This is a genomic window from Tistrella arctica (assembly GCF_039630945.1).
In the GTDB taxonomy this organism is placed as follows: Bacteria; Pseudomonadota; Alphaproteobacteria; order Tistrellales; family Tistrellaceae; genus Tistrella; species Tistrella bauzanensis.
On record NZ_JBBKTV010000004.1, the window covers coordinates 94220 to 119182 of the forward strand.

25 protein-coding genes are annotated in these 24963 nt (G+C 67.8%); 10 read left to right on the forward strand and 15 right to left on the reverse strand.

Features of this window, described 5'->3' with window-relative positions; translation table 11 throughout:
- Positions 1-22: 22 nt before the first annotated feature.
- From WG924_RS10050 to WG924_RS10090, 9 genes are all read left to right on the forward strand, one after another.
- Positions 23-808, forward strand: coding sequence for a class I SAM-dependent methyltransferase (locus WG924_RS10050; RefSeq protein WP_345932892.1), 786 nt, complete (start codon positions 23-25; stop codon positions 806-808).
- Complete coding sequence (locus tag WG924_RS10055; protein ID WP_345932893.1) at positions 805-1788, forward strand: amidohydrolase family protein; 984 nt, start codon at positions 805-807, stop codon at positions 1786-1788. The genes WG924_RS10050 and WG924_RS10055 overlap by 4 nt, the downstream gene beginning before the upstream one ends.
- Complete coding sequence (locus WG924_RS10060; RefSeq protein WP_345932894.1) at positions 1785-2909, forward strand: S66 peptidase family protein; 1125 nt, start codon at positions 1785-1787, stop codon at positions 2907-2909. Before WG924_RS10055 ends, WG924_RS10060 begins: the two co-directional genes overlap by 4 nt.
- Positions 2906-5068, forward strand: a complete 2163-nt coding sequence (locus WG924_RS10065) for a radical SAM protein (protein ID WP_345932895.1) — start codon at positions 2906-2908, stop codon at positions 5066-5068. Before WG924_RS10060 ends, WG924_RS10065 begins: the two co-directional genes overlap by 4 nt.
- A gap of 4 nt (positions 5069-5072) precedes the next feature.
- On the forward strand, positions 5073-6284 hold the full coding sequence (locus WG924_RS10070) for a DUF455 family protein (protein WP_345932896.1): 1212 nt from the start codon (positions 5073-5075) through the stop codon (positions 6282-6284).
- Complete coding sequence (locus WG924_RS10075; RefSeq protein WP_345932897.1) at positions 6281-6850, forward strand: nucleotidyltransferase family protein; 570 nt, start codon at positions 6281-6283, stop codon at positions 6848-6850. The genes WG924_RS10070 and WG924_RS10075 overlap by 4 nt, the downstream gene beginning before the upstream one ends.
- Before the next feature lie 104 nt (positions 6851-6954).
- On the forward strand, positions 6955-8121 hold the full coding sequence (locus WG924_RS10080) for a tyrosine-type recombinase/integrase (RefSeq protein WP_345932898.1): 1167 nt from the start codon (positions 6955-6957) through the stop codon (positions 8119-8121).
- 185 nt (positions 8122-8306) lie between these two features.
- Complete coding sequence (locus WG924_RS10085; protein ID WP_345932899.1) at positions 8307-9443, forward strand: tetratricopeptide repeat protein; 1137 nt, start codon at positions 8307-8309, stop codon at positions 9441-9443.
- Positions 9444-9512: 69 nt separating this feature from the next.
- On the forward strand, positions 9513-11198 hold the full coding sequence (locus WG924_RS10090; protein WP_345932900.1) for an AMP-binding protein: 1686 nt from the start codon (positions 9513-9515) through the stop codon (positions 11196-11198).
- Between the two features lie 28 nt (positions 11199-11226).
- Here WG924_RS10090 and WG924_RS10095 read toward each other — a convergent pair whose 3' ends face one another.
- Positions 11227-11847 carry a glutathione S-transferase family protein gene (locus WG924_RS10095; protein ID WP_345932901.1) on the reverse strand — a complete coding sequence of 207 codons (621 nt, stop codon included), beginning with the start codon at positions 11845-11847 and terminating at the stop codon, positions 11227-11229.
- A gap of 154 nt (positions 11848-12001) precedes the next feature.
- Entirely contained in the window at positions 12002-13228 is a 1227-nt protein-coding gene (locus WG924_RS10100) for an NAD(P)/FAD-dependent oxidoreductase (RefSeq protein ID WP_345932902.1), read from the reverse strand.
- 117 nt (positions 13229-13345) lie between these two features.
- Here WG924_RS10100 and WG924_RS10105 point away from each other — a divergent pair, with 117 nt between their 5' ends.
- Positions 13346-14005, forward strand: a complete 660-nt coding sequence (locus tag WG924_RS10105; RefSeq protein WP_345932903.1) for a TetR/AcrR family transcriptional regulator — start codon at positions 13346-13348, stop codon at positions 14003-14005.
- On the opposite strand, the gene dmpG is transcribed toward WG924_RS10105, so the two are convergent.
- The 13 genes from dmpG to WG924_RS10170 form a co-directional block, all read right to left on the reverse strand.
- On the reverse strand, positions 13996-15084 hold the full coding sequence (dmpG, locus tag WG924_RS10110; protein WP_345932904.1) for a 4-hydroxy-2-oxovalerate aldolase: 1089 nt from the start codon (positions 15082-15084) through the stop codon (positions 13996-13998). The genes WG924_RS10105 and dmpG overlap by 10 nt on opposite strands.
- Positions 15085-15087: 3 nt before the next feature.
- Positions 15088-16032: an acetaldehyde dehydrogenase (acetylating) gene (locus tag WG924_RS10115; protein WP_345932905.1), complete on the reverse strand. Its 945-nt coding sequence runs from the start codon at positions 16030-16032 to the stop codon at positions 15088-15090.
- A 4-nt stretch (positions 16033-16036) separates the two neighbouring features.
- The gene (locus WG924_RS10120) at positions 16037-16828 is read right to left on the reverse strand and encodes a 2-keto-4-pentenoate hydratase (RefSeq protein WP_345932906.1); all 792 of its coding nucleotides are present in this window, start codon (positions 16826-16828) and stop codon (positions 16037-16039) included.
- On the reverse strand, positions 16825-17847 hold the full coding sequence (locus WG924_RS10125) for an NAD(P)H-dependent flavin oxidoreductase (RefSeq protein WP_345932907.1): 1023 nt from the start codon (positions 17845-17847) through the stop codon (positions 16825-16827). Before WG924_RS10125 ends, WG924_RS10120 begins: the two co-directional genes overlap by 4 nt.
- Before the next feature lie 38 nt (positions 17848-17885).
- On the reverse strand, positions 17886-18692 hold the full coding sequence (hcaB, locus tag WG924_RS10130; RefSeq protein WP_345932908.1) for a 3-(cis-5,6-dihydroxycyclohexa-1,3-dien-1-yl)propanoate dehydrogenase: 807 nt from the start codon (positions 18690-18692) through the stop codon (positions 17886-17888).
- 17 nt (positions 18693-18709) lie between these two features.
- Positions 18710-19270, reverse strand: coding sequence for a 3-phenylpropionate/cinnamic acid dioxygenase subunit beta (locus WG924_RS10135; protein WP_345932909.1), 561 nt, complete (start codon positions 19268-19270; stop codon positions 18710-18712).
- Between the two features lie 11 nt (positions 19271-19281).
- Positions 19282-20670, reverse strand: a complete 1389-nt coding sequence (locus WG924_RS10140) for an aromatic ring-hydroxylating oxygenase subunit alpha (protein WP_345932910.1) — start codon at positions 20668-20670, stop codon at positions 19282-19284.
- A gap of 79 nt (positions 20671-20749) precedes the next feature.
- Positions 20750-21073 (reverse strand): Rieske (2Fe-2S) protein, encoded by a 324-nt coding sequence (locus WG924_RS10145; RefSeq protein ID WP_345932911.1) that lies wholly within the window; start codon positions 21071-21073, stop codon positions 20750-20752.
- A gap of 16 nt (positions 21074-21089) precedes the next feature.
- Positions 21090-21917, reverse strand: a complete 828-nt coding sequence (locus tag WG924_RS10150; protein WP_345932912.1) for a DODA-type extradiol aromatic ring-opening family dioxygenase — start codon at positions 21915-21917, stop codon at positions 21090-21092.
- Positions 21914-22210, reverse strand: a complete 297-nt coding sequence (locus tag WG924_RS10155; RefSeq protein ID WP_345932913.1) for a hypothetical protein — start codon at positions 22208-22210, stop codon at positions 21914-21916. Before WG924_RS10155 ends, WG924_RS10150 begins: the two co-directional genes overlap by 4 nt.
- 23 nt (positions 22211-22233) lie before the next feature.
- Positions 22234-23070 (reverse strand): alpha/beta fold hydrolase, encoded by an 837-nt coding sequence (locus WG924_RS10160; RefSeq protein ID WP_345932914.1) that lies wholly within the window; start codon positions 23068-23070, stop codon positions 22234-22236.
- Between the two features lie 74 nt (positions 23071-23144).
- Positions 23145-24434, reverse strand: coding sequence for a TRAP transporter large permease (locus WG924_RS10165; protein ID WP_345932915.1), 1290 nt, complete (start codon positions 24432-24434; stop codon positions 23145-23147).
- Positions 24431-24952 carry a TRAP transporter small permease gene (locus WG924_RS10170; protein WP_345932916.1) on the reverse strand — a complete coding sequence of 174 codons (522 nt, stop codon included), beginning with the start codon at positions 24950-24952 and terminating at the stop codon, positions 24431-24433. The genes WG924_RS10165 and WG924_RS10170 overlap by 4 nt, the downstream gene beginning before the upstream one ends.
- Positions 24953-24963: the final 11 nt, after the last annotated feature.

Consider the following 24963-nt stretch of genomic DNA (forward strand, 5'->3'; position numbering starts at 1 on the left):
TCTGGCCGGAGCCAAGCCGCCGATGAACCAGATCGATCCGTCACAGCGCGCCGCCGCCCCACCTTACGAGGTGCTGGCCCGCATCTATGACCACTGGGTCCGCGATTTCGACCACGGCCGGATCATCGATCATCTGCGCCGGGCGGGCGGCATCGACCCGCAGGGGCGCCGGATGCTCGATATCTGCTGCGGCACCGGCTCGCTCGCCATCGCCCTTGCCGATGCCGGCGCCGAGGTCTGGGGCATCGACCGCTCGCCGGCGATGCTGGCACGGGCCCGCGCCAAGGCCGGCGCGCGGTCCGGGCCGATGCCCCGCTTCGCACAGGCCGATGCCGCCGGCAGTGACTGGCCCGCCGGCCCCTTCGATGCCGCCTTCTGCACCTATGACAGCGTCAACTATCTGTCCCCGGCCGAGCTGGCCCGTTTCTGCGCCAATCTGCGGGCGGTTCTGGCCCCGGGTGGTGCGGTGGTGTTCGACGTCAACAGCATCCACAAGCTGCGGACCGTGTTCGGCGACAGCGTCTATGGCGAGGTGCACGACGACTACGCCTATGTCTGGCGCAACCGCCTGAACGGCGCGGCCGGCCATATCGATTTCGAGATCGACCTGTTCATGCGCGAGGCGGATAGCGGCCTCTATCGCCGCCACAGCGAACGGCACCGCCAGTATCTGCTGGCGGAAGACACCATCGCGGCCGCCCTGATGGCGGCGGGGTTCGCGCCGCCGCTGGTCTCGGACGACTATGGCGCCACCGGCCCCACCCCGGAAACCGGCCGGATCGGCTTTCTTGCAAGGGTGCGGCCATGATCGAGGTGATCGACTGCTCGGTGCTCTATGGCAGCGATGCCTGGGCCCGCGACAACCGGCCGGATCTCGCCCATCACGTCGACGCCGCGATCTGGCAGGCCCATCGGAACCGCGCGGCGGCGGCCGGCATCCGGCTGACCGGCGCCGCGATCATGCCGTTTCCCGCGGCCGACCGGTCGGGTTCCGATACCGGGCCGGCTTTCGACGCCGAAAACGACATCGTGATCACGGCGGCCACGAGCGCCCGACAGGACGGCGCCGGCCTGCGGGCGGTCTGCGCGGTGGTGCCCGGCGACGCCGCCTCGGTCGAGGCACTGGCCCGCCGGCTGGCGGATGGCGCGCCGGTGATGGGGGTGAAGCTCTGGCCCTATCTCGGCCGGTTCGATCTCGATGCCCTGATCTCGGATACCGAACTGCTCCGCCTGGTGCGCGACCATCGGCTGGCGGTGTTCATGCATCCGGGCAATGGCCGCGAGGCTCATCACCGGCCCGGTTTCGCCGGCATCCGCGCCACGCCCGATGTCGCCATCGCGGTGGCCGAGGCCCTGCCCGACGTCACCTGCGTCATCGGCCATGTCGCGCGGCTGTGCCCCGACACGCTGGCCCGGGCCGGGCGGCTTACCTCGGTCTTCATCGATCTGAGCGGGCTGACCTCGCTGGGACGCTGGCGGGAAGGCGGGGTCGACGGCCTGCCGGTCGCGGGCGGCGCCGTCTTTGCCGGCATGACGCCCGCGCATATCCTGGCCCGGCTCACCGACGGCATCCCCGGCGACGAGGTGCCGGGGATGGGGCTTGGCGGGCGGTTGCTGTTCGGCACCACCTGGCCGTTCTGCACCTGGTGGGGCATCGATCTGGCCGATGACGTCGCCATGGTGACCCGGGCGCCGGTTTCCGCCGCGACCAGGGACGGCATCCTCCGCGACAATGCCCGCGCGCTGTTTGCCCGCTGCGGCGCGCCGACCGCAACGGTGCCGGCATGACCGCGTGGCCGCCGCCCCTGCTGACCGGGTCGTTATCCCGCCCGCCCCGGCTGTGTCCCGGCGACCGGGTGGGTGTGTTCGCGCCCTCGCTGCCCATTGCCGCCCATTATCCCGACCGGCTGGCGCAGGGACTTGCGGCCCTTGCCCGGACGCTGGCGGTGGAGGTGGTGCCGGCCGGCCATATCCATGATCCGGGCCAGGGCTTTCTTGCCGGCAGCCCCGCAGCGCGGGCGCGGATCTTCGAGGACATGGTCCGCGACCCGTCGATCCGGGCGATCTTCTGCACGCTGGGCGGGTTCAATTCGGCCGAGATCCTGCCCCATCTCGATGTCGATCTGCTGCGCCGGGCCCCCAAGATCCTGGTTGGCTACAGCGACGCCACCGCCCTGCTTCTGGGCATTCAGGCCCTGGCCGGCTGGGTGACCTTTCATGGCCCGGCGGTGATGACCCAGTTCGGCGAGCATCCGGAGCCGATGGCCTGGACCCTGGACAGCCTGCGCCATGCGATCGCCGGCGACACCACCGGTCTCCCGCTTGTGCCGCCGGCCGAGTGGACGGCCGAGCGGCTGGAATGGGGCAATGGCGACTGGCGCAGCCGCGCCCGGAGGCTGACCCCGGCCCCGCCCTGCGCCGTCTGGCGGCCGGGCAAGGCCCGGGGCCGGCTGTTCGGCGGCAATCTGGAAACCCTGAACATGATGATCGGCACGCCCTATCTGGCCGTGCCCGACCCCTGCCTGCTGTTCATCGAGGCGACGGAGGCCGAAGCCTTCCTGCCCCGCATCCGCCGGGCGCTGGTCCATCTGGATCAGGCCGGCATCCTGGACCGCGCCAGCGGGCTGCTGCTGGGCCGCATGCCCGATGCGACACCGGTTTTCGGCGCCGATCTGCGGGACACGGTGATGGAGGTCGTGGGCCACAGGGGCTTTCCGGTCGTCGCCGATCTGCCGTTGGGCCATACCGATCCGCTGGCGACCCTGCCGCTGGGCATCAGTGCCAGCCTCGATGCCAATGACGGCGGGGGGGCAAGTGACGACGGAAGGGCCGGTGAAGGCGGGGTCGCCCATATCGTTTTCGACGAGGCCGCGACCATGGCCCCGTCATACGAAGGAGGCCGTTCATGAACGCCATCACCAGCCAGTCCCGGCCGGCGCCGTTCGTCGACAGCACCCCCCTGATCGGCGATCCCGCCGCCCTGCGCACACGCCTGCGGACCAGCGGCTATCTGTTCCTGCGCGGCGTGGTGCCACGCCCGGCGCTGGATGCCGCTGCCCGCGACATGACGGCCGAGGCGGCGCGCGATGGCTGGTTCATCGACGGAACGCCGCCCGCCGCCCGCATCACCAACCCGGCCGCCGCCTGTGCCGAGCCGGAACCCGCCTTCCGCGCGGTCTATGACCGTGTGTTCATGCGCCAGTCCTTTCACAGCGTGGCGCATGAACCGGCTATGACCGGCCTGATGACCGGCCTGCTCGACACGCCGGATCTGCTGGTTCACCCCCGCACCATCGGCCGGATGATCTTTCCGGCCCGGCCCGGCCATGACGATTTCACCACCCCCGCCCATCAGGATTACTGGGCGCTTCAGGGCACGCCCGATACGCTGACCGCCTGGATTCCGCTGCATGACTGCCCCTATGAACATGGCAGCCTGATGGTGGCCGAGGGCACCCATCGCGAGGGCATCTTTCCTTATCGGCTGTGCCTGGGCGCCGGCGGTGTCGAGGTCGAAAACCCGTTGACCGGCCGTTGGCGCGGCGGTGATTTCGCCGCCGGCGACGTGCTGATCTTCTATACCCTGACAGTCCACCGCGCCTCGCCCAACCTGACCAACCGCCTGCGATTGTCGATCGATTGCCGGTTCCAGCCGGCGGCCGAAGAGGTCAACCAGGAATGCCTGCGGCTATCGGGCACACCTTACGACTGGGACCAGATCTATACCGGCTGGTCGCGCGACGATCTGCGCTATTACTGGCGCCGGTTCGATCTGAAGACCGTTGCCTATGATCCGAAATATTATGCCCGGCGCGACGAACTGGCCTTCATCGAAGGCCGGAAGGGCAACCGGGCGGCCATCTCGGCGCTGCAGCGGGTGGAAAAGGCCGATCCCGATCCGGAGCGCCGCGCCGCCGCAACGGCACTGCTCGCCCGTTTCACCGCCCCTGCCGCCACAACCGCCCAGACCATCCCGGCGACACCATCCGCGCCGGCCAGACAAGCGGTTCAGGCCAGGCAGGCGGTTCCGGCCAGGCAGGGGGTTCCAGATGGCGCAATCTGCGGCCGCCACCCTGCGATGGGGGTGAACAATGTTGCCCTGGAACTGACGGAAGCCTGCAATTACCGCTGCACCATGTGCGACTATTGGCGGATTCCCAACCCGAAATTCATGCCCCTGGCGGATGCCCGCGATTTCCTGGGGCTGTTCGGCGAAACCGGGCTCGCATCCGTGCTCCTGACCGGCGGCGAACCGCTGCTGCATCCGCAATGGCGCGAGATTGCCGGGATGCTGCCCGAGGGCGCGCGCCGCAGCCTGTGCACCAATGGCAGCCCGATCCTGAAGAAGAACCGCGACGTCGCCACCTTTTTCGATCGCCTGACGGTGTCGGTCGATGGCGCCACCGACGAGAATTTCGCCCGCATCCGCGGCTTTCGCCATCTGGAAGGCATCATGCGGGCGCTTGAGGAGATCAAGGCCGCGCGCCCGCAGATCCGCATCCAGATCAAGATGACGATCATGCGGCACAATTTCACCGACACGCTGCCGATTTTCGCCCGCTGCCTTGAGGGCGGCTTCGTCGACGGCGTGGGCTTCGGCATCCCCGACACCTCGCTGCTGGCCTTCGGCTTCGAGCAGACCGCCCGCGAACGCGCGGCCTATCTGGATGCGATGTTTCCCACCGCCGATGAACTGCCGCGCTTCGCCGCCATCGTCGACGACATCCACGACCGGTTTGCCGGCGCCATCGCCGCGGGCTTCATGTATGAGGGCGATCTCAGGCGCTATCTGGCGCGGTTCATGGCCCTGCGGGGGCTGGGCCCCGCGCCGGCTGGGCGCGCCTGCTGCATTCCGTTCCACAGCATGGTTCTGAAGGCCGATGGCCGGGTTTCCGGCTGCTATTTTCTGTCGGACACCACCACAATCGACGATCTGCGTGGCCCCGACGGGCTGCTGGCCCATATGAAGGCGCTGGACGGACATTCGGCCGCAGCCTCGCCGGTGTGCCGAAGCTGCGACCAGCTTCTGTTTCCCGGATCCCCCTTTGAAGCCCCAGCGGGAGCCTGAGCCCATGACCGCCCACCCCCGAGCCAACAATGCCGGCACCGCGCGACTGACCGAGACCGCACGACTGACCCCGGCGGAAAGCCGCGACCGTCTGTCCGAGACCCTGGATGGCGTGGTCGATCTGATCCAGGATGCGGCCGCGATCGCCATCGCCATCCCGTCGATGGAGGCCAAGCTGCTGCTGGCCCGGCAGATCGAGGCCGCGGCCGGCTGGGGTGCGCGGATCGCGGCGCGGATCGGCGAGCTGGACCGGGCACCGGTCGACCTGCCCGCCCGGCGGCGGCAGGCGGCGGCACGTTATCCGGCGCCATGCGACGCGGCCGCCGCCACCGCGCGGCTGACGGCCCGGGCCATGGAAACAGGGCCGGCGCTGATGGCACGGGCGGGCGATCATCTGGACCGGTTGCATCCGATCTGGGACGAGCCGACCCGCCGCATCCTCGACCACCTGACACACGGGATCGCCGACCAGATCGCCGACAGCCGGCAGTGCCTGACAACGATCGTGCCCGGCCCCGACGAGACCCCGGCGCATGCCGGCGGCATGCCCGGGCGCGACCGGCGGTTCACCGTCGTCGACAATGCCCGGCTGGTGCTCGACGCGCCCGATCATGACGGCCGCATGGCCGAATTGATGCACTACACCCTGATGGCCACCGAAATTCCCACGATCGAGGTCTGCTGCGGCATGCTGCGGGACTTCCCCGACATGCCCTGGGATTTCGTGTCCGACATGGGCCGCCAGCTATGGGACGAGGCGCGGCATGCCGAGGCCTGTATCGAACGTCTGCACGAAGCCGGCGGCCGGATCGGCGATCTGCCGGTCGATCATCGCAATTGGCGGCTGAGCGCCGACCACCCGTTGCCGGTGCGGCTGGCGGTGCATCAGCGGATCGGCGAATGGCTTGGCGTCGATGCGGCGATCGCCTGGATAGACCGGCTTGCCGGCCAGGGTGATGTGCGGACGACGACGCTGCTGGCCTTCATCGCGGAAGACGAGATCGGCCATGTCGCGATCGGCAATCGCTGGCTGCGCCGGCTGTGCGGTGATGGCGATGCCGCCGTCTGGGCGGTGCATCGCGATGCCGATGCCATCCGGCAGGCGGCGGCCGGCAACATCAACGGCCACATGCCGCTGCCGCTGAACGAGGCCCGATGCCTGCGCGGCGGCTTCAACCACACCGAAATCGCCGCGCTGCGCCGGCAGCGATCATGACCGGCCCCGACGACCGGGCGGACCGTCTGGCGGCGCTTGTGGCCGCCAGCCCGGCGCATCGGGATCTGCTGGCACGGGTGGCGGCACTGGGCCTGCGCGACGGCTGGATCGCGGCCGGCTTCGTGCGCGACGTGGTGTGGAACCATCTTCACGACCTGCCACCGGCCCTGCCGCGCGGCGATGTCGATGTCGTCTGGCATGATCCGTCGATGGTGGACCCCGCCATCGACGCGGCCCTGGAAGACCGGCTGCGTGCCGGCCGGTCCGACATCGACTGGTCGGTGAAGAATCAGGCCCGCATGCATCTCCGCAACCGCTCGGCGCCCTATCTCTCCACCGCCGATGCCATGAGCCGCTGGCCCGAGACCGCGACGGCCGTGGCGGTGCGCCTGACCACAGGCGGGGATGTCGAGGTGCTGGCGCCGCTGGGGCTGGATGATCTGTTCGCCATGATCGTCCGGCCGACGCCGCATTTCCGCAGCACCGGTCAGGTTCCGGTCATGCTGGACCGGGTGCGGGACAAGGGCTGGCTGCGGCGATGGCCACGGTTGCGACTGATGGCCTGATCCGCCGCTCACCCCCCGCTCGTCAGCCGCCGTGAAACATCCCTGGACATTTCACGGCCCGGCGCCACACTGGCAGGCATCCAAGGCCGCAGGTGATCAGCACCATGCCAGACCCGACCCGTCCGCCTTCCGCCATCGCACGCAGCACCCGCCGGGATGCGGCGCTGGTGCTGACCACGGATGAACGCGAGACGCTGGGTTTTCTGCTGGATGCGGCGATACCCGCCAATACCAGGCTGGCGCTGATCAGCGATGCCCGCTACCTCGACGCGTGGTGGCTGGCCTGCACCGGCGAACCGCTGCCCTGGCCGGCGGCGCCGGAGATGGTGGTGCGGTTCATGGTGCATCACCTCTACGACCCGGAAGAACGGCGCCGCAACAAGGCCCATGGCATGCCCGCCGATGTCGAGGCGCGATTGATCGAGCGCCGGATCAAGACCCGGCCGGGGCCGCTGGCGCCATCGACGGTTGAACGCCGGCTGGCGAGCTGGGCGACCCTGCACCGGATGAAGGGTCTGGACAATCCGCTGGCAGACGATCAGGTCCGCACGATCAAGACCCGGCTGCTGCGCGCCTCGCCCCATATTCCGGGGCGGAAATCGGCGCAGCCGGTGCTGGGCGACACCCTGACCCGGCTGCTGGCCGCCTGTGCGGGCGATGATCTGCGCGCCATCCGCGACCGGGCGCTGCTGGCGCTGATGTGGGCATCGGGCGGCCGGCGGCGCAGCGAGGTGGGCGCCATCCAGCGCCAGCATATCCGCGTCGAGGCCGACCAGCCGCTTGAGGTCGGCGGTGGCGGCGGGGGTGGTGGCGGCGGCGGGTCCGGGCCGCTGCTGCCGGCCCGCACCATCCTGCTGCCCCGCACCAAGACCACCCGGGCCGGCGATGCGGCGCGGGTCTGGCTGATCGGCCATCCGGTCACACTGCTGGATCAGTGGCTGTCGGCATCGGGCACGCGGGCCGGGCCGGTGTTTCTGCCGATCACCAAGGATGGCCGCATCCTGCGCCGCGATATCGGGCTGGGCGGGGCGGCGGTGGCGCGAATCTTCAAGCAGCGTGTGGCCGAGGCCGGACTGGACCCGGCGATGTTTTCAGCCCATGGCCTGCGATCGGGGTTTCTGACCGAAGCCGCCAACCAGGATGTGCCGATCCAGCAGGTGATGGCCCAGACCCTGCACAAATCGATCGCCGTCGCCTCGCGCTATTACGACGAAAGCGCCGCCCATCGCGGCCGGGCCGCACGGATGTATGCCCGCAAGGATGCCGGCTGACCGGTGCCCCCATGTCGCCATCGCATGCGCCATCGCATGACGGTTGTGGATGCCCCCTTGCGGCAACCGCACGGGCGGTGTGTCATAGGGTATATGGTGGCGCCTGCCTGGGTGGGTGCCGGCCAGCGTGAACCATGACTGCCGGCCCGTGCAGGCCGGGCGGCGCCCGAGGAGATGCCCCAGCGATGACCCATCAGATTGCCCCCACTCCCTCGGCGGTGCCGACGTCTCCCGAGCCCGGCTCCCCCCCATCCGCCGCGGCCGGCCTGCATCCGCTGCTGCCGGCCCTGCTCGCCGATGACTGGGCGTCGGTCGACCCGTCGCTGCCGCCGCTGCTCGACCTGCTGTTTGCGCGCAGCGCCGGCGAGGCCTGGCACAAGGCCGGCACCTTCAAGAACCATCTGCTCGACGTCTATCGCACGCTGGCGCTGTGGGATCAGCCGCGCGACGTGCGGATACTGGGCCTGTTCCATAGTGTGTATTCGAACGAATTCGTCGATCTGAAGCTGTTCGACGCCGACTCGAAGCGTGCAGAACTGGCCGCCGTGGTCGGCGACGAGGCGGAACGGCTGATCCACACCTTCTGTGTGATGCCGCGTACAAAATTCACCCGGGATCTGATCGAGCTGGACGCGATCCCGGCCGGCGGCATGGAGCTTGAAACCGCGGCCGGCCGGAAGCTGCATCTGTCGCAGAAGGATGCGGCGATCTTCGCCATCGTCTCGATCGCCGATCTGGCCGAGCAGTGGCATAGCTGGGTCGACGACGTCTTCCAGGGCTATCCCTATCAGACCCGCCAGCCGGTGAAGGCCAATTGGGCGGCATCGCTGTGGCCCGGACCGCTGATGCCCAGCGCCGAGGCCTGGAGCCTGGCGTCACGCATGGCCTGGCCGCTGCGCCTTCTGCCACCGGAACTGGGCCTGCCGGTACCGCCGGTCTTCGCCCGCTGCACCCGGGTGATCGACACGGCCGACGAGGTCGCGGCGGTGGCGCTGTACTGGCAGGTGGTGACCCGCGCCCACGCGATCTCCACCCCGGCGGCCGCGATCACGCTGTTGAAAACCGCCATCTCCCATAACCCGGATGTCGCGGAACCACATCTGATTCTGGCCCAGATCGCGCTGACTCAGGATGATTTCGACACCGCCGCCCAACATGCCCGCGCAGGCCTCGACATCCTCACCGATTGGGGCACGGCCTGGGACAAGCGCGTTGCCTGGTCGGGCTGGGTGGCCTGGGCGCGGGTGCTGCTGCAGGCCGGCCAGACCCGGCGCTGGCCGGACCATCTGGGCGGCATGATCGCGCTGGGCATGGTCGGCTGACCGGACCTGTCCCGGATCGTCCACCGCCCTCATCAGATCCCTGTTCCGGAAAACGAGACGACAGCCCCGATGTCCGACCTGACCATGAGCTATGTCTGCGGCACCAGCGATGTGCCGCTGTGCTATGAGACCATCGGCACCGCCCTTGCCAACACCGCCGCCGCCTTCCCCGATGGCGAGGCGCTGGTGGTGGTGCACCAGAACATCCGCTGGAGCTGGGCCGAATTCGACGCGCGGGTGACCGATCTGGCGGCGGGCCTGCTGGCGCTGGGCCTGAACCCCGGCGACCGCATCGGCATCTGGTCGCCCAATCGGGTGGAATGGGTGTTGACCCAGTTCGCGACCGCCCGCGCCGGGCTGATTCTGGTCAATATCAACCCCGCCTATCGCACCTATGAGCTGGACCACGCGCTGAAGCTCTCAGGCTGCCGCGCCCTGATTCTGGCACCGACCTTCAAGACCTCGAACTATGTCGACATGCTGCTGGAACTGGCGCCGGAATTCGCCCGGGCCGGCGACGACGGCGTCCGGTCGGCGGCGCTGCCGGATCTGGAATTCGTGATCACCCTGGGCCGCGACAGCCAGGGCGGCATGCTGGGCTTCGACGGTATCGCCACCGGCGCCGATGATGCCGCCCGCGCCCGGCTGGCCGCGATCATGCCCGATCTGCGGCCCGATGACCCGATCAACATCCAGTTCACCAGTGGCACCACCGGCACGCCCAAGGGCGCCACCCTCACCCACAACAACATCCTGAACAACGGCTTGTTCGTGGGCCGGATCATGGGCTTCACCGATGCCGACCGGCTGTGCATTCCGGTGCCGCTGTATCACTGTTTCGGCATGGTTCTGTCGGTGCTGGCCTGCATGACCCATGGCGCCACCATGGTGTTCCCGTCGGAAGCCTTCGAGCCGCGCGCGGTGCTGCAGGCGGTGCAGGACGAGAAATGCACCGCCCTGCACGGCGTGCCGACCATGTTCATCACCGAACTGGCCCTGCCCGATTTCAGCAGCTTCGACCTGTCGACCCTGCGCACCGGCATCATGGCCGGCGCGCCCTGCCCGATCGAGACCATGCGCGCGGTCATCGCGCAGATGAACATGCGCGAGGTGACGATCTGCTATGGCATGACCGAAACCAGCCCGGTCAGCTTCCAGACCCGCGCCGATGTGGATATCGAAACCCGGACATCGACCGTCGGCACCATCCATCCCTTCGTGGAGGTGCGGATCGTGGACGAGAACGACCGCGTGGTGCCGGTTGGCACGGTGGGCGAATTGCACACCCGCGGCTATTGCGTGATGAGCGGCTATTGGAACGATCCTGATCGCACCGCCGATGCCATCGACCCGGCCGGCTGGATGCGCACCGGCGATCTGGGGGTTCTGGATGCCCAGGGCCGCTGCCGCATCGTCGGCCGGTCGAAGGACATGATCGTGCGCGGTGGCGAGAACATCTATCCGGTCGAGGTCGAAAACTTCCTGATGACCCATCCGGGCATTCTGGACGTGGCGATCTTCGGCGTGCCCGATGCCAAATTCGGCGAGGCGGTCTGCGCCTGGATCCGCCGATCGGCCGATGACGACGGCGCCGGCCTGACCGAAGCCGCGGTGCTGGCCTGGTGCGATGGCCGGATCGCGCATTACAAAATCCCGCGCCGCATCCGCTTCGTCGACGAACTGCCGATGACCGTGACCGGCAAGGTGCAGAAATTCATGATGCGCCAGGCCGAGGAAGACGGCGCGGTCGCCTGAGCGGGACCGCGCCGCAACCAGGCGTTATTCACCCGGCCCCACCCGCCGCCGCGTCATCCAGTGCGCTGGCGCGGCGGAAGGCCTCGCGATCGCTGATCCGCGCCCAATAGGCGGTGAAGGCCGGGCGCGGCGCGATGCTGCCGAACTGCAATGCCCAGCCAAGCTGCGACCCGGTGTAGATGTCGGCGGCGGTGAAGCGCTCGCCCGCCAGATACATGCCGGCCTGCAGGACGGCGTCGAGGGTGTCGACCACCCGGTCGAAGCTGCCATAGCCGACCATCCGCTGGCGCTCGGGCGGGATCTCGACCCCCAGCGCCTTGTTGGTCACCGCCGCCTCCATCGGCCCGGCGCCGAAGAACAGCCAGCGGTAATAGGCGGCGCGTTCCTCGGGCCGGGGGCCGAGACCGGCGGCCGGGAAGGCATCGGCCAGATAGGCGCAGATCGCGGCGCCCTCGGTGACCACCGCCTCGCCATGACGAAGCGCCGGCACCTTGCCCATCGGGTTGATCGCCAGATAGTCCGCCGTCTTCATGGCGCCGTCATAGCCAAGCACCACCGTCTGATACGGCATGCCGATCTCTTCCAGCATCCAGCGCCCGATCCGGCCGCGCGACATCGGGTTGGTGTAATAGACAAGCTCATCGGTCATGGCGGGATACTCGCGGGAGAGGATCATGGGCCGACAGGTCAGCACGACCGGCCGGTACCCGCCAGTGACCATTTACCCACCAGTGACCATTTACCCGCCAGTGACCATTCGCGTGGCCATTCGCGTGGCCATTCGTCGGGCCCGAGGCGGCGGATCACATCGTCGCCAGCACCGCATCCTTCAACGGCACCGTCGCATCGGCGGCCCGTGTGGGATCGACGATCAGGCCGGCGCCGATCAGCCGGCGGGCCATGGCGATGTCGCGGGGGGCGTTGAGGGCGGCGATGCCGCGCAGCCGGCCGGCCGGGTCGCACCACAACAGGCTGCCGCGGCCGCCATCCGGATCGCCCCGGCGGATGGGTGATGCGACGGGATCGGGAGCACCCAGGATCTGAAGGGTCAGGTGATACTGGTCCGACCAGAACCAGGGGATCTCGGGCGCCGCATCGGGCAGGCCCAGCAGGGCGCGGGCGGCGGCCTCGGCCTGAAGATTGGCGTTCTGCCAGCTTTCCAGCCGCAGCTCGGCGCCGAGGAAGCCATGATGGAAGCGGGCGCAGTCGCCGATGGCGAACACGGCCGGATCGCCGGTGCGGCCGGCGGCATCGGTCAGCACGCCATCACGCACCGCAAGCCCGGCCGTCGCCGCCAGACCATCGGATACGGTGAGCCCGATGGCGATCACCCCCAGATCGGCCTGGATCAGTGTGCCATCGGCCAGCCGCGCGTGCATGCCATCGGCATCGGCGCCGATATCGGTCGGCGCCTCACCGATCCTGAGGTCGACCCCCTGGCTGGCGTGCAATGCGGCCAGGATATCCGACACCGCCGGCGGCAGCGCCCGGCCGCACAGCCGGGGCCCGGCCTCGATCAGGGTCACCGCCAGACCGGCCTTGCGGGCGCTGGCCGCCACCTCCAGCCCCAGCCAGCCGCCGCCGATGACCAGCATGGAACCGGCGTCGGCCAGCCGTTCGCGGATCAACCCGGCATCGCGGGCGGTGCGGATGGCGAACAGGCGCCGATCGTCGACCGGCACACCGGGCAGCGCGCGGGCGGTGCCGCCGGTGGCCAGGATCAGCGCGTCATAATCGAGCCGCTGGCCATCATCGGTCAGCACCTGGCGCGATGCCCGGTCGATCGCGGTGACCGCGACCCCCATGGTCAGCGTGATCCGCTGTTCGGCGGCCAGGGTTTCGGGCAGCAGAACCAGCTTGTCGAACGGGCTCGTGCCCAGAAGATAGCCCTTGGACAAGGCCGGGCGTTCATAGGGCGGCAGGGGCTCCTGACCGATGATCCGGATGGTGCCGGCAAAGCCATGGCGCCTGAGCGCCAGTGCCGCCGCCCCGCCCGCCTGCCCGCCACCGATGATCAGCACCGTGTTCATTGTTTGCGCCCCTTGCCGCATCCATATACAAAACCTTGGGGTATGGCGATTTGTGCGCCGCACAGTCGGCCACCCCTCCTGACCGTTCCGCGTTTTTTCCGAGTGCAGACGCCAGCCATGACCGAATCCGACGACGCCAGTCCCACCGTTGCCCCTGTGGCCGAGAAACGCCGCCGCGCGCCCACCAAACGGGTGAAGGAGCGGCCGTTGACCGAGAACGACTGGGTCGAGGCCGCGATCGATATTCTGGTCGAGGAGAATGTGCGCGGCATTCAACTGCACAAGCTGTGCACCGTGCTTGGGGTCACCAAGGGCAGCTTCTACTGGCATTTCAAGAAGCGCAGCGACCTGCTGGCCGCGATGCTGCAAACCTGGCGCAGCCGGATGACCCTGAACGTCATTCAGAACATCACCCGCACGGGCCCCCATGGCATGGACCGGCTGCGCCGGCTGCTGATCCTGCCCCGCCGGCCCAAATCCCGGGCCTTCGCCGCCATCGAGAGCAGCATCCGCGATTGGGCGCGGCGGGTGGAGATGCCGCGCAAGGCGATCTGGGAGGTCGACCAGATCCGCATGAGCTTTTTCGAGCAGATCTTCCGCGACCACGGCTTTGATGAAGACGAGGCGCGCAAGCGGTCGTATATCGCCTATTGCGCGATGATGGGCGACAGCGTGCTGCACAAGACCCTGGGGGATCAGGTCGACGAGGCCGCCTATGTCGACAAGGTGGTCGAACTGCTGACGGCCCCGCTTGCGCGCCCCGGAACTCAACCTTGAGGGGTAGTGCCCGGTTGTGGGGAGACGCCCGCCTCGCGCGCCAGATCCAGCGCCACATCGACGATCATGTCTTCCTGACCACCGACCATGCGCCGGGCGCCAAGCTCGGTGAGGATGCGGCGGACATCGACGCCATAGATGGCCGATGCGGTTTCGGCATGGCGCAGGAAGCTGGAATAGACCCCGGCATAGCCAAGGCTCAGCGTCTCGCGGTCGACCCGTACCGGCCGGTCCTGAAGCGGGCGGACCAGATCGTCGGCGGCATCCATCAGCGCATAGAGATCGCAGCCATGCGCCCAGCCATAGCGGTCGGCGGTGGCGATGAACACCTCCAGCGGCGCATTGCCGGCCCCGGCTCCCTGCCCCGCCAGCGAGGCATCGACCCGGATCGCGCCGCATTCCACCGCCACCACTGAATTGGCGACGCCCAGCGACAGATTGTGATGGGCATGAATGCCGATCTGGGTGTCGGGGTCCAGCACCTCGCGGAAGGCCCGCACCCGGTCCGCCACCCCGGCCATGGTCAGGGCGCCGCCGCTGTCGACGACATAGACGCAGTGCGCGCCATAGCTTTCCATCAGCATCGCCTGCCGGGCCAGGTTTTCGGGCGCGTTCATATGGCTCATCATCAGGAAGCCCGACACATCCATGCCCAGCTTGCGGGCATGGGCGATGTGCTGCTTCGCGATATCGGCCTCGGTGCAATGCGTGGCGACCCGGACCGAGCGCACACCCGCCGCATGGGCGGCTTCCAGATCATGGATGGTGCCGATGCCGGGCAGCAGCAGGGTGGTGAGTTTGGCGTTGGTCAGCACCGAGGCCGCCGCCTCGATCCAGTCCAGATCGGTGGTCCGGCCGAAGCCGTAATTGAACGATGACCCGGCCAGCCCGTCGCCATGGGCGATCTCGATCGCATCGACACCGGCGGCATCCAGCGCCGAGGCGATCGCAATCACCTGATCGCGGGTATATTGATGGCGGATGGCGTGCATACCGTCGCGCAGGGTGACGTCCTGGATATACAGACGGGTCGCGGCGGGCGTGGTGGGCGTTGCGGAGATGGTGGTGGTATCGGTCATGGCTCAGGCCGCCTTCTTGCGCCGCAGATCGACCAGACGCTCGGCGGTCTTCAGCGCCGCCGAGGTCATGATGTCGAGATTGCCGGCATAGGCCGGCAGGTAATGGCCGGCGCCTTCCACTTCCAGGAACACGCTGACCTTCAGCCCGGTCGCCGCCTCGGCGACACCGGGGATGCGCAACGGCGCGTTGTCGCCGATCACCTCGAACTGCACCGCCTGCTTCAGCCGATAGCCCGGCACATAGCTCTGCACTTCGACGACCATGGCCTCGATCGCCGCGCGCACCGCCTCGCGGTCGTGGGTCTGGGCCAGACAATACACCGTGTCGCGCATGATCAGCGGCGGCTCGGCCGGGTTCAGCACGATGATCGCCTTGCCGGCGCCGGCGCCCCCCACCTCGCGGATCGCGCGAGAGGTGGTTTCGGTGAATTCATCGATATTGGCGCGGGTGCCGGGGCCGGCGGAGCGCGACGAGATCGAGGCGACGATTTCGGCATAGATCACCGGCGCCACGCGCGCCACCGCCGCCACGATCGGGATGGTCGCCTGACCGCCGCAGGTCACCATGTTGACATTGGGCGCGTCCTGTATGGCATCCAGGTTCACCGACGGCACGACATAGGGGCCGATCGCGGCCGGGGTCAGGTCGATGACCTGCTTGCCATCCGCCTGAAGCAGCACGTTATGGCGGGCATGGGCGCCGGCCGAGGTGGCATCGAACACCATGGCGATGTCGCGATAGACCGGCAGCGCGCGCAGGCCGTCGATCCCGTCATGGGTGGTGGCGACACCCAGCCGGGCGGCACGCTTCAGCCCGTCGCTGTCGGCATCGATGCCGACCATCGCCGCCATGTCAAGCCGGTCGGACATGCGCATGATCTTGATCATCAGATCGGTGCCGATATTGCCCGAGCCGATGATGGCGCATTTGACCTTGGAACCGCTCATGGGATCAGTCTCCGAATGCGAAGGACAGAGGCGCGAAGCCCTGGATTTCAATCGTGCAGGCATCACCGGCGGCAACGGGCACCATCGGCCCGAGCGCGCCTGAGAGCACGATATCGCCGGCCTCCAGCGGCCGGCCGAGCGCCGCCATACGCCGGGCCAGCCACAGCGTCGCCCGCAAGGGATGGCCAAGACAGGCGGCACCGACACCGATCGAGGCCGGCCGGCCATTGCGGGTGAGGATCATGCCCCCCAGCCTGAGATCGACATCGCCGATCCGGCGCGGATCGCTGCCCAGCGCGAAGCCGCCACCCGATGCATTGTCGGCGACGGTATCGACCAGCCGGATGTTCCAGGCGGCAATCGCGCTGTCGACGATTTCAACCGCCGCATAGGCGCAGTCGACCGCGGCGGTCAGCCGGGTGAGGTCGATCATCGGATCGTCGATCCGCCTGCCGATCACGAAGGCAATCTCGGCCTCGACCTTGGGCTGCATGAAGCGGCTGACCGGCACAACGTCGCCATCGCCGAAGGCGTAATCGGCCCAGAGCGTGCCGAAATCGGGCTCCCCCACGCCAAGCTGCTCCTGCACCGCCTTCGAGGTCAGGCCGATCTTGGCGCCGATCGGGCGACGGCCGGCTTCGATCCAGCGCGTGGTGTTCAGCGCCTGCACGGCATAGGCGGCATCGACATCCGCAATGCCGTTCGTCTCGCGCACCGGTGCGATCTGGGTCAGGGTTTCGCGGGCGGTGAAGATCGCCTCCGCCGCCGCCGTGATATCATGGGTCGGGGTCATCATTCTGCGGCTTCCGCTGCGGCCTGCCAGCCATTGCGGCGGGCAAAGGCGGTGTGGGTGCTGCGTTCCGCCCGGAAGGCGGCCATGTATTCGCCAACCAGCCGCTCGGCCAGATCGCGGACCGGCATCACCCGATCCGCCATGCCGACGCCCTGACCGGCGCTCCAGACATATTTCCAGGCCTTGACGCCCGAATGCATGTCGCCTGAAAAATCGATCTTCGCCGCCGCCTGCATGGCATCGATCGGAATGCCGGCGTTCTCGATCGAGGCCCGCATCCAGTTGCCCAGCGCCCCGGTGATGGCACGCGAGGCGATCAGATCTTCCATCCGGCTCTGCACCACCATGGCGCGGTAGTCGTCGGAGACCAGACTTTCAGGGGTGGCGATGAAGCGGGTGCCCATATAGGCGAAATCGGCGCCGAGCAGCTCCACGGCGCGCACGCTGCGGCCATGACTGATCGCGCCCCCCACCACGATCGGCCCGTCGAAGAAGCGGCGGACCTCGTCGATGAAAGCCAGCATGGCATATTCGCCGGTATGGCCGCCGGCGCCCGAACAGACCAGCACCAGCCCGTCGGCGCCCTTGTCGACCGCCTTGCGCGCGAAGCCGGCGGAATTGACATCGGCAAAGACCAGCCCGCCATAGCCGTGCACGGCATCGGTCACCCGGTGCGGGCCGCCCAGCGCCGTGATCACCATGCCCGGCCGGAAATCACGCACCAGATCAAGCTCGGCATCGAACCGGCCATAACTGCCATGGGTGATCATGTTGAACGCCCAGGGCGCCGGCCGTTCACCGGCGCCACGCGCCGCATCCAGCCGGGCGGTGATATCGGTGAACCAGGCCCGCAGATCCTCGATTGTCCGACCGTTGGGGCCGGGCAGCGCGCCCATCAGCCCGGCTCGGCAGGCCTCGACCACCAGATCCGGGCCGGAGACCAGGAACATCGGGGCCACGATCACCGGCAGCCGCAGCCCCTGCTTCAGATTTGCAACCTGACTTGCCACATCATGCGTCATTTTATTCTCTCTGGGTGCAGTGGACGGATGCAGGCGCCTCAGCCGCGCCGGCGCCGGCCGCCGCCGCGCACCTCCAGCCCGCCATCGGATGGCAGGATGACCGCGGTCATGAAGCGCGCGGCCTCACGGCTGGCGAGCAGGACATAGGCGGCCGCGTGATCGTCCGGTTCCGACAGGAAGCCCAAGGGCACGGTTTTGGCCACCATCCGGTCGAACCCGTCGACCGCATCCAGCCGGGTTGCCTCGGCCCCGGCCGATGCAAGGCCGCCAAGCCCGGTGCGGGTGCCGCCGGGGGCCACCGCATTGACCCGGATTTCCGGCGCCAGTTCAAAGGCAAGCTGGCGCACCGTGCCGACCAGGGCATGTTTGGCGGTGACATAGAGCACCCCGCCGCCGCCGGCATGGAACGACGACGACGACAGGGTGAACACGATCGCGCCCCGCGATGCCCGGAGCGGTTCCAGCGCCGCACGCGCCGCCAGCAGATAGCCTTTGACGTTAACCGCCATCAGTTCGTCGAACCGCTCGGCCAGTTCGGGACCGGTCTGATCCTCGAACGGCACCGAGAAGTCATAGACCCCGGCATTCGGCACCAGCACGTCGAGCTTGCCGAAGCGGTCGACCACCGTTTCGACCGCGCGAAGATTGTCGTCCCACGACCGGACATCGCCGATGACCGGGGCCACCGCATCGCCATGGGCGGCGATCAGGTCATCGGCATCGGCGCCGGCGCGCACCAGCACGCCGACCCTGGCACCCTCGGCCACGAAACGGTCGACCACCGCCCGGCCGATGCCCTTGCCACCACCGGTGACCAGGGCCGCGTAATCCTGAAGGGCCTGCATGGCCGGTGCTCCCGCTATCAGAAGAAGGTGTTGAGATTCTTGGACAACAGCACGTTCTGCACCGTCAGAATCCGGCGCTCGGCCACGGTGATCGCGCCCTCGCCGATCTTCAGCAGATCCTCGCGGCGGCCATGGACGATGTCCTGATCCTTCTCGTTGCGGTTGCGCACGTTCTCGAAACACGAGAAGGCCCGCACCAGACCGGGGGTGCCGGTCTCCACCGCCTCGATATTGGTGATGATGTGCAGATGCCGTGTCGCCGGGTTGTCGGCCCAGGCGGATGGCTGCTCATAACGCGCGACACGCACCTTCAGCATGGCCAGATCGTCGTCGAAATAAGACATCTCGCCATCGGTGTAGCCGCCGCGCAGATCGCCGCGTTTGCGGGTCTCCATCGCCGGCATCCAATAGCGGATATCCGGGTCCATCAGGCCCAGCCAGACGGCATAGGCTTCCTGATCCAGCAGCCGCGCCTCGCGGTAATAGAACCGCTCGATCCGGCGCAACAGGTCGTCGGCAACCGGGCGCGCATCCGGGGCCGCGGTCTCGTCATGGGCGGGCATGGTCTGAACGGTCATGGCACGCCCCTTCACTCTGCCGCCTGCGGCACGGATTTCCGCGGCGGCGCGGTTTCCGCCCGCTGAAGATCGGCCCAGTTGTCATGGCGCATGAACTCGGCCCAGCGCTTGTAGAACAGGCGCTGATTGGCATCGTTGAGCGAGCCGCGATGAATATGGCCCGGCAGGTCCGACTCCGCCCAGGCGCTGTCCTGGCCCAGCCCGTAATGGAGTTTCTGATGGCGGGTCACCCAGCCCTGATTGGCTTTGGTGCAGTATTCCCAGTTCTCGCCATCATCCATCTCGAACACGCCGGCGGGCGAGAAGGTGATCATGGTGCCCTTGCGGTAGAGTTCCTTGATCCGGTCGGGCATGGCCTTGTTGACCAGGGTCCAGGTGTACAGGTCGATCTTGTCCGGCCCCTTGGGATGCCAGACCCGGAAGGTCGCCTGACCGGGCAGGAACGAGAAATTCGGGAACACGGTGCAGGACGAAACCGCCCCCACCATCCGCGCCCGCACCTCGCCCAGCCGCGCCTTCACCGCGTCATAGCGGCCCAGCACATACTCGTTGAGTTCGGGGAAACCCAGCGTGCGGGTGTTGCCGACCTTGTCCTGATTGGTCTCGATGCCATGGCCATAGATGCTGGCCTGAAAGGCGCGCTCGTCATAGCGCTTGCCCAGATCGACGGCGCCACCAAGAATTGCCTCGGCGCCCGATTGATGGGTCCAGAAGGCATGCAGGATGTCGCCGGCGAAGTTCTCCGCCGGGAACTTCCAGTTGCACTCAACGGTCGATTTGACGCAGCCGCCGATGAATTCGGTGCCACCCTCGTCATTGTCGAGCATGACATCGAGATACCAGGTGAACGGCCCGAAATACTCTTCCAGCGAAGGCGCGTCCGGGTCGAAGGTGCCGAAGACCAAGCCCTTGTAGGACGCGACCTTGGCAACCGGGGTCAGCCCGATCTCGGATTTCGCGAAGCCCGCGTCCTTGTCATAGACCTTGCCATCGGTACCGGCCAGCCTGCCATCGATGCCGAACGACCAGCCATGGTAATTGCAGATGAAGCCGCGCGCCTTGCGGCCGCTGTCGACCATGCACACCCGGTTGCCGCGATGCGGGCAGGAATTCAGATAGGCGCCGATGCTGCGGTCGCGCTGGCGGACGACGATGACGTCGTCCTCGCCCATATAGGTGCGCACGAAATCGCCCGGACTGGCGATCTGGCTTTCATGGGCCAGAAACAGCCAGGCCCGGCCGAAGATCTGGCGCAGCTCGGCGTCATAGATCGCCCGGTCGACAAAGACCCGGCGGTCGACCTGGGCGCGGGCATCGTCGACCAGATCGGCGAAATCAGGATAGCTGCCGGCCGTGGGGTAGACCGGCTGCATGTCGGGGCGCGCCTTGGCGTCGCACATGACGGGTTCCTCCGAATGGCGGACCGATAGGGAAATGGTGGTCTTGGTGGTCTTCTTGGGCGCCGTCGGGCGCCGGCGGTCAGCCGGCCGCCATGAACACAGCGCCGTCGCGGATCACGGCCGGATACAGCGTCAGCCGGCCGCAGCCGGCGGGCGCGTTGTGAACGCTGCCGTCGCCCAGATCGAATTCGGCGAAATGCACCGGGCACACCACCCGGCCATCCTCCACCCAGCCCTTGGACAGCGATTCCTCGGCATGCGGGCAGGTGTCGTCGAAGACATGGACGGTGCCGTCCAGCAGGGTCGCCGCCAGCGGCTTGCGGCCGTCGACGTCGATCTTCAGCACCGCGCCCTCGGCAATCTCGGCAAGGTCGCACAGGCGGATCAGGGTTATGTCGGTCATCTGGCTATCTCCCCGCTCAGGCTGCCTGAAGCTCGGCGAAGCCAAGACCGGTGATCCAGCCGGGCACCGGCAGATAATCGATCACCTCGGCGCCGCTGCTACCGACCGCGCCCATGGCACAGATGAAATTGCGGATCTCCATCGCGCCATTGCCGCCTTCGGCCAGGATCTGCGCGTCATCCAGCGCGATCAGCGCCTCGGCATCGCCACGTGCCACGCAATCCAGCACCATCTGGTCGAAATCAGGGTTGATCCGCCCCATCTCGGCGGTGCCGACCCAATGCGAGATGCCGCCCGATCCGATCACCACCACCCGTTCATCGCCGGGGAAGCACGCCACGGCCCGGCCGATCTGGCGGCCCAGATCGAAGGCGCGGCGCTTGTGGATGAACGGATCGACGCCGCAGGCCAGCATCATGGCGACCGTCTTCACACCCGGATTGGGATCGACCAGCAGCCGGTGCGGGATCGCCACCGAATGATCGACCTGCATCACGCGGCCAACCGTCCAGTCGAAGCCCTCGGCGAAGCCGGCCTCGGCAATGTGGCGGGCAAGCGCCGCGTTGGTGTCGATGGGCTGGCGCTTCAGCCCGGGAAGCTGATCGATCGGGCCATCGACCTCGCCGGTCGCGATCACGTATTGCGGCAGGCAATCGGTGCCGAACAGGATGTAATGATCGCAGCCGATAATGATGGCGGTGGTGGCCTGCATCTCGCCGATCCGCCGCGCGATCGTGGCATAGGCGCCATAGACCGCGGCCGCCTCGGCCGCACTCGCCCCCTTGGGGTTTGCATACATCACAGGGTCGTGGGGGACGACGAAACCGCCGACGATCCGGCTCATGACGAGGTTCCTTCCTGTGCGGGTTCCTGTGCCGGCGTGTTGGCGGGGGTGTTCATCGCCGCCAGATAGTCGCGGTTGCCCCGGCCGGCCTGAAGCCAGAAGCCCCAGGTCAGCATGGTATTGACCCCCAGATCGGCCAGCGCGCGGACGTCATATTCCCGCACCAGCGCGCGTTCGGCGTCGCTCAACCGATAGCGGGCCAGCAGCTTGCAGGCATCGGCCGCAAAGGCGTCGCGGCTCTGGCGGTTGGTCGACAGGTCGTAGAGCAGTTTTTCAAGCACATCGCGGCTCATCGGATCGCCCCTCCCCCGGCCGCTCAATCGCGGGCCATGAATTCGGTCACCAGATCGAGGAACCGGGCCTCGCGCTCGATCTGCACCCAATGGCCGCACTGGCCGAATGAATGCAGTTCCGAATTCGCCACCGCCTGATGCATGTCCAGCGCCCGATCGAAGGGCACCACCCGATCTTCGCGGCCATGCAGGATCAACGCCCGGTGCGGCAGGGTCTTCAGCACCTTCAGCGGAATGCCGCGCACGGTCGGCCGCGCGTCGCCCTGAGGCGCCGGCATCAACTTGCGGAAGGCTTCCAGCGCGCCGGGCTGGGTTGCGGCGGCAAAGCGGCGCTGGATCAGATCGTCGGTGATGATGCTGTCATCATGGGGAAAGAAGCTGACCGCGTGGCGCATGCCTTCCAGCGTGCCGTCGAAATCGAGCTGGGCGCGCAGGCCATCGGTCATCGGAAATTCGCCGCAGGGCGTGCCCAGCAGCACCAGGCGGTCGATCCGGGCCGGATGCGACAGGGCCGTCGCCAGCCCCAGCGCGCCGCCGAAGGAATTGCCGACCACGCCAACCTTGTCCAGCCCCAGCGCATCCAGGATGCCGATGAAATGCGCCACCCACAGCTTGATGTCATAGCGGGCATCGGGCTTCAGCTCGGTCTGGCCGAAGCCGGCGATATCGGGGGCGACGACATGAAAGCGGCGGGCCAGCGCCGGGATCACCGCCTGCCAGTTGGCCGCCGCCGACACCCCGGCGCCCGATCCGTGCAGCAGCACCACCGGCCGGCCCTCGCCGGCTTCCAGCAGATTGGTGCGATGGTCGAAGGCCTGAACGGTGCGGGTGGTGACGGCCGGCAGAGCATGCGCGTTCATGATGGGGAACCTTTCAGATCAAAACAGTACTTAAGGGTATGGCAAAGACAGACGGCGCCGGCGGGGCGCTGCCGCTATCGCATCAATTGCGGCAGGGCCAGCGACAGCCAGGGCACGAACAGGATCAGCAGCAGGCGGACGACATCGGCGGCGATGAACGGCATCACCCCCCGGAACACCGATGCGATCCGCACCTGCGGCAGCACCGCCTGCAACACGAAGACATTCAGGCCGATCGGCGGCGTGATCAGGCTGATTTCGGTGACGACCACGACCACGATGCCGAACCAGATCAGGTCATAGCCCAGGCTTTCGACCAGCGGATAGAACACCGGCACGGTCAGCAGCATCATCGACATCGATTCCAGCACGCAGCCCAGCACCAGATAGACGCCGATGATCGCCGCGATCACCACCAGCGGCGCCAGATCCAGGCTCTCGATCCAGGCCACCAGCGCCTGCGGGACGTTGGCGACGTTGATCAGATTGGCGAACAGGAAGGCGCCGATCAGAATGGCGATCAGGGCGACCGTGGTGGTGGTGGCATCGGCCAGCGCGTCGCGGATCATCGACCAGGTGGCCCGGCCGCGCGCCGCCGTGATCAGCAGCGCGCCGACCGCCCCGATACCGGCACTTTCGGTGGGCGAGAACAGCCCGCCATAAATGCCGCCCATCACGATCAGGAACAGCAGGCCGGTGGCCCAGATGTCGCGCAGCGCCCGCAAGCGCGCGGCCAGCGGCAGCCGGTCGGCCGCGGGCCCCGCCTTGCTGTCCGCCAGCGTGACAGCCACCACGGCACCGGCATAGAGCAGGATGCCGACGACGCCGGGCAGCAGGCCGGCGATGAACAACTGGCCGATATCGGTTTCGGTCAGGATGCCATAGAACACCAGCGCGATGGATGGCGGGATCAGAATCCCCAGCGTACCGCCGGCGGCAATCGACCCCGATGCGAGGGCGTCGCTATAGCCATAGCGCTTCATCGGCGGATAGGCCACCCGCGACATGGTGGCGGCCGTGGCGAGGCTTGATCCGCAGACCGCGCCGAAGCCGCCGCAGGCAACGACCGTGGCGATGGCGAGGCCGCCGCGCCGGTGCCCGATCAGGGCATGGCAGGCGCGATAGAGTTCCTCGGCGATCCCCGACCGGCTGATGAAGGCGCCCATCAGGATGAACAGCGGAATGACCGCGAATTCATAGGTCAGCACGGTTTCGGTGGCGATGATGCCCACCTGCGACAGAGCCGGCCCCAGGCCCTGATAGACCGCCAGCCCGCCGATGCCGACCATGCCGGTCGCCACCGCGATCGGCGTGCGCAGCAGCAGCAGCGCGAACAGGATGAAGAAGGCGATGGCGACGATCATGCGGCATGCTCCACCACAGCCGGCTGTTCACCATGTTCAACCGTCCGGCCCCGGATCTTGAGCGCGCCGGCGGCCAGATGGCCGATCACCGCCACCCAGGCCAGCCCCGCCACCGCGAACAGCGGCACATGGCGGGCGACCGGCAGGAACAGGAAGGTCTCGCCATAGCCCATCGAGGTCGCGGCCTGACGGGTGACACAGGCGGCGATCAGCAGCCAGAACGTCAACTCCACCATCCAGACCAGCGCGAAGCGCCACCGGTCGACGGTCGGCCAGCGACGGAACCGGCCGTCCAGCAGATCGATCGCGATATGGCCACGGTGCACCTGTGCCTGGAACAGCCCGGCATAGGCGGCGATGCCCAGCAGCACACCGACCAGTTCATAAGCAAAGCCCAGCGGTTCGCTGAACAGCACCCGTCCCGCCACGTCGATGAAGGTGACCACGGCCATCAGCATCAACGCCGACATCGCGATCAGGCTGGTCAGGCGGCGGGCCGATGTGATGATGCCCGTCATGATCCCTGCCC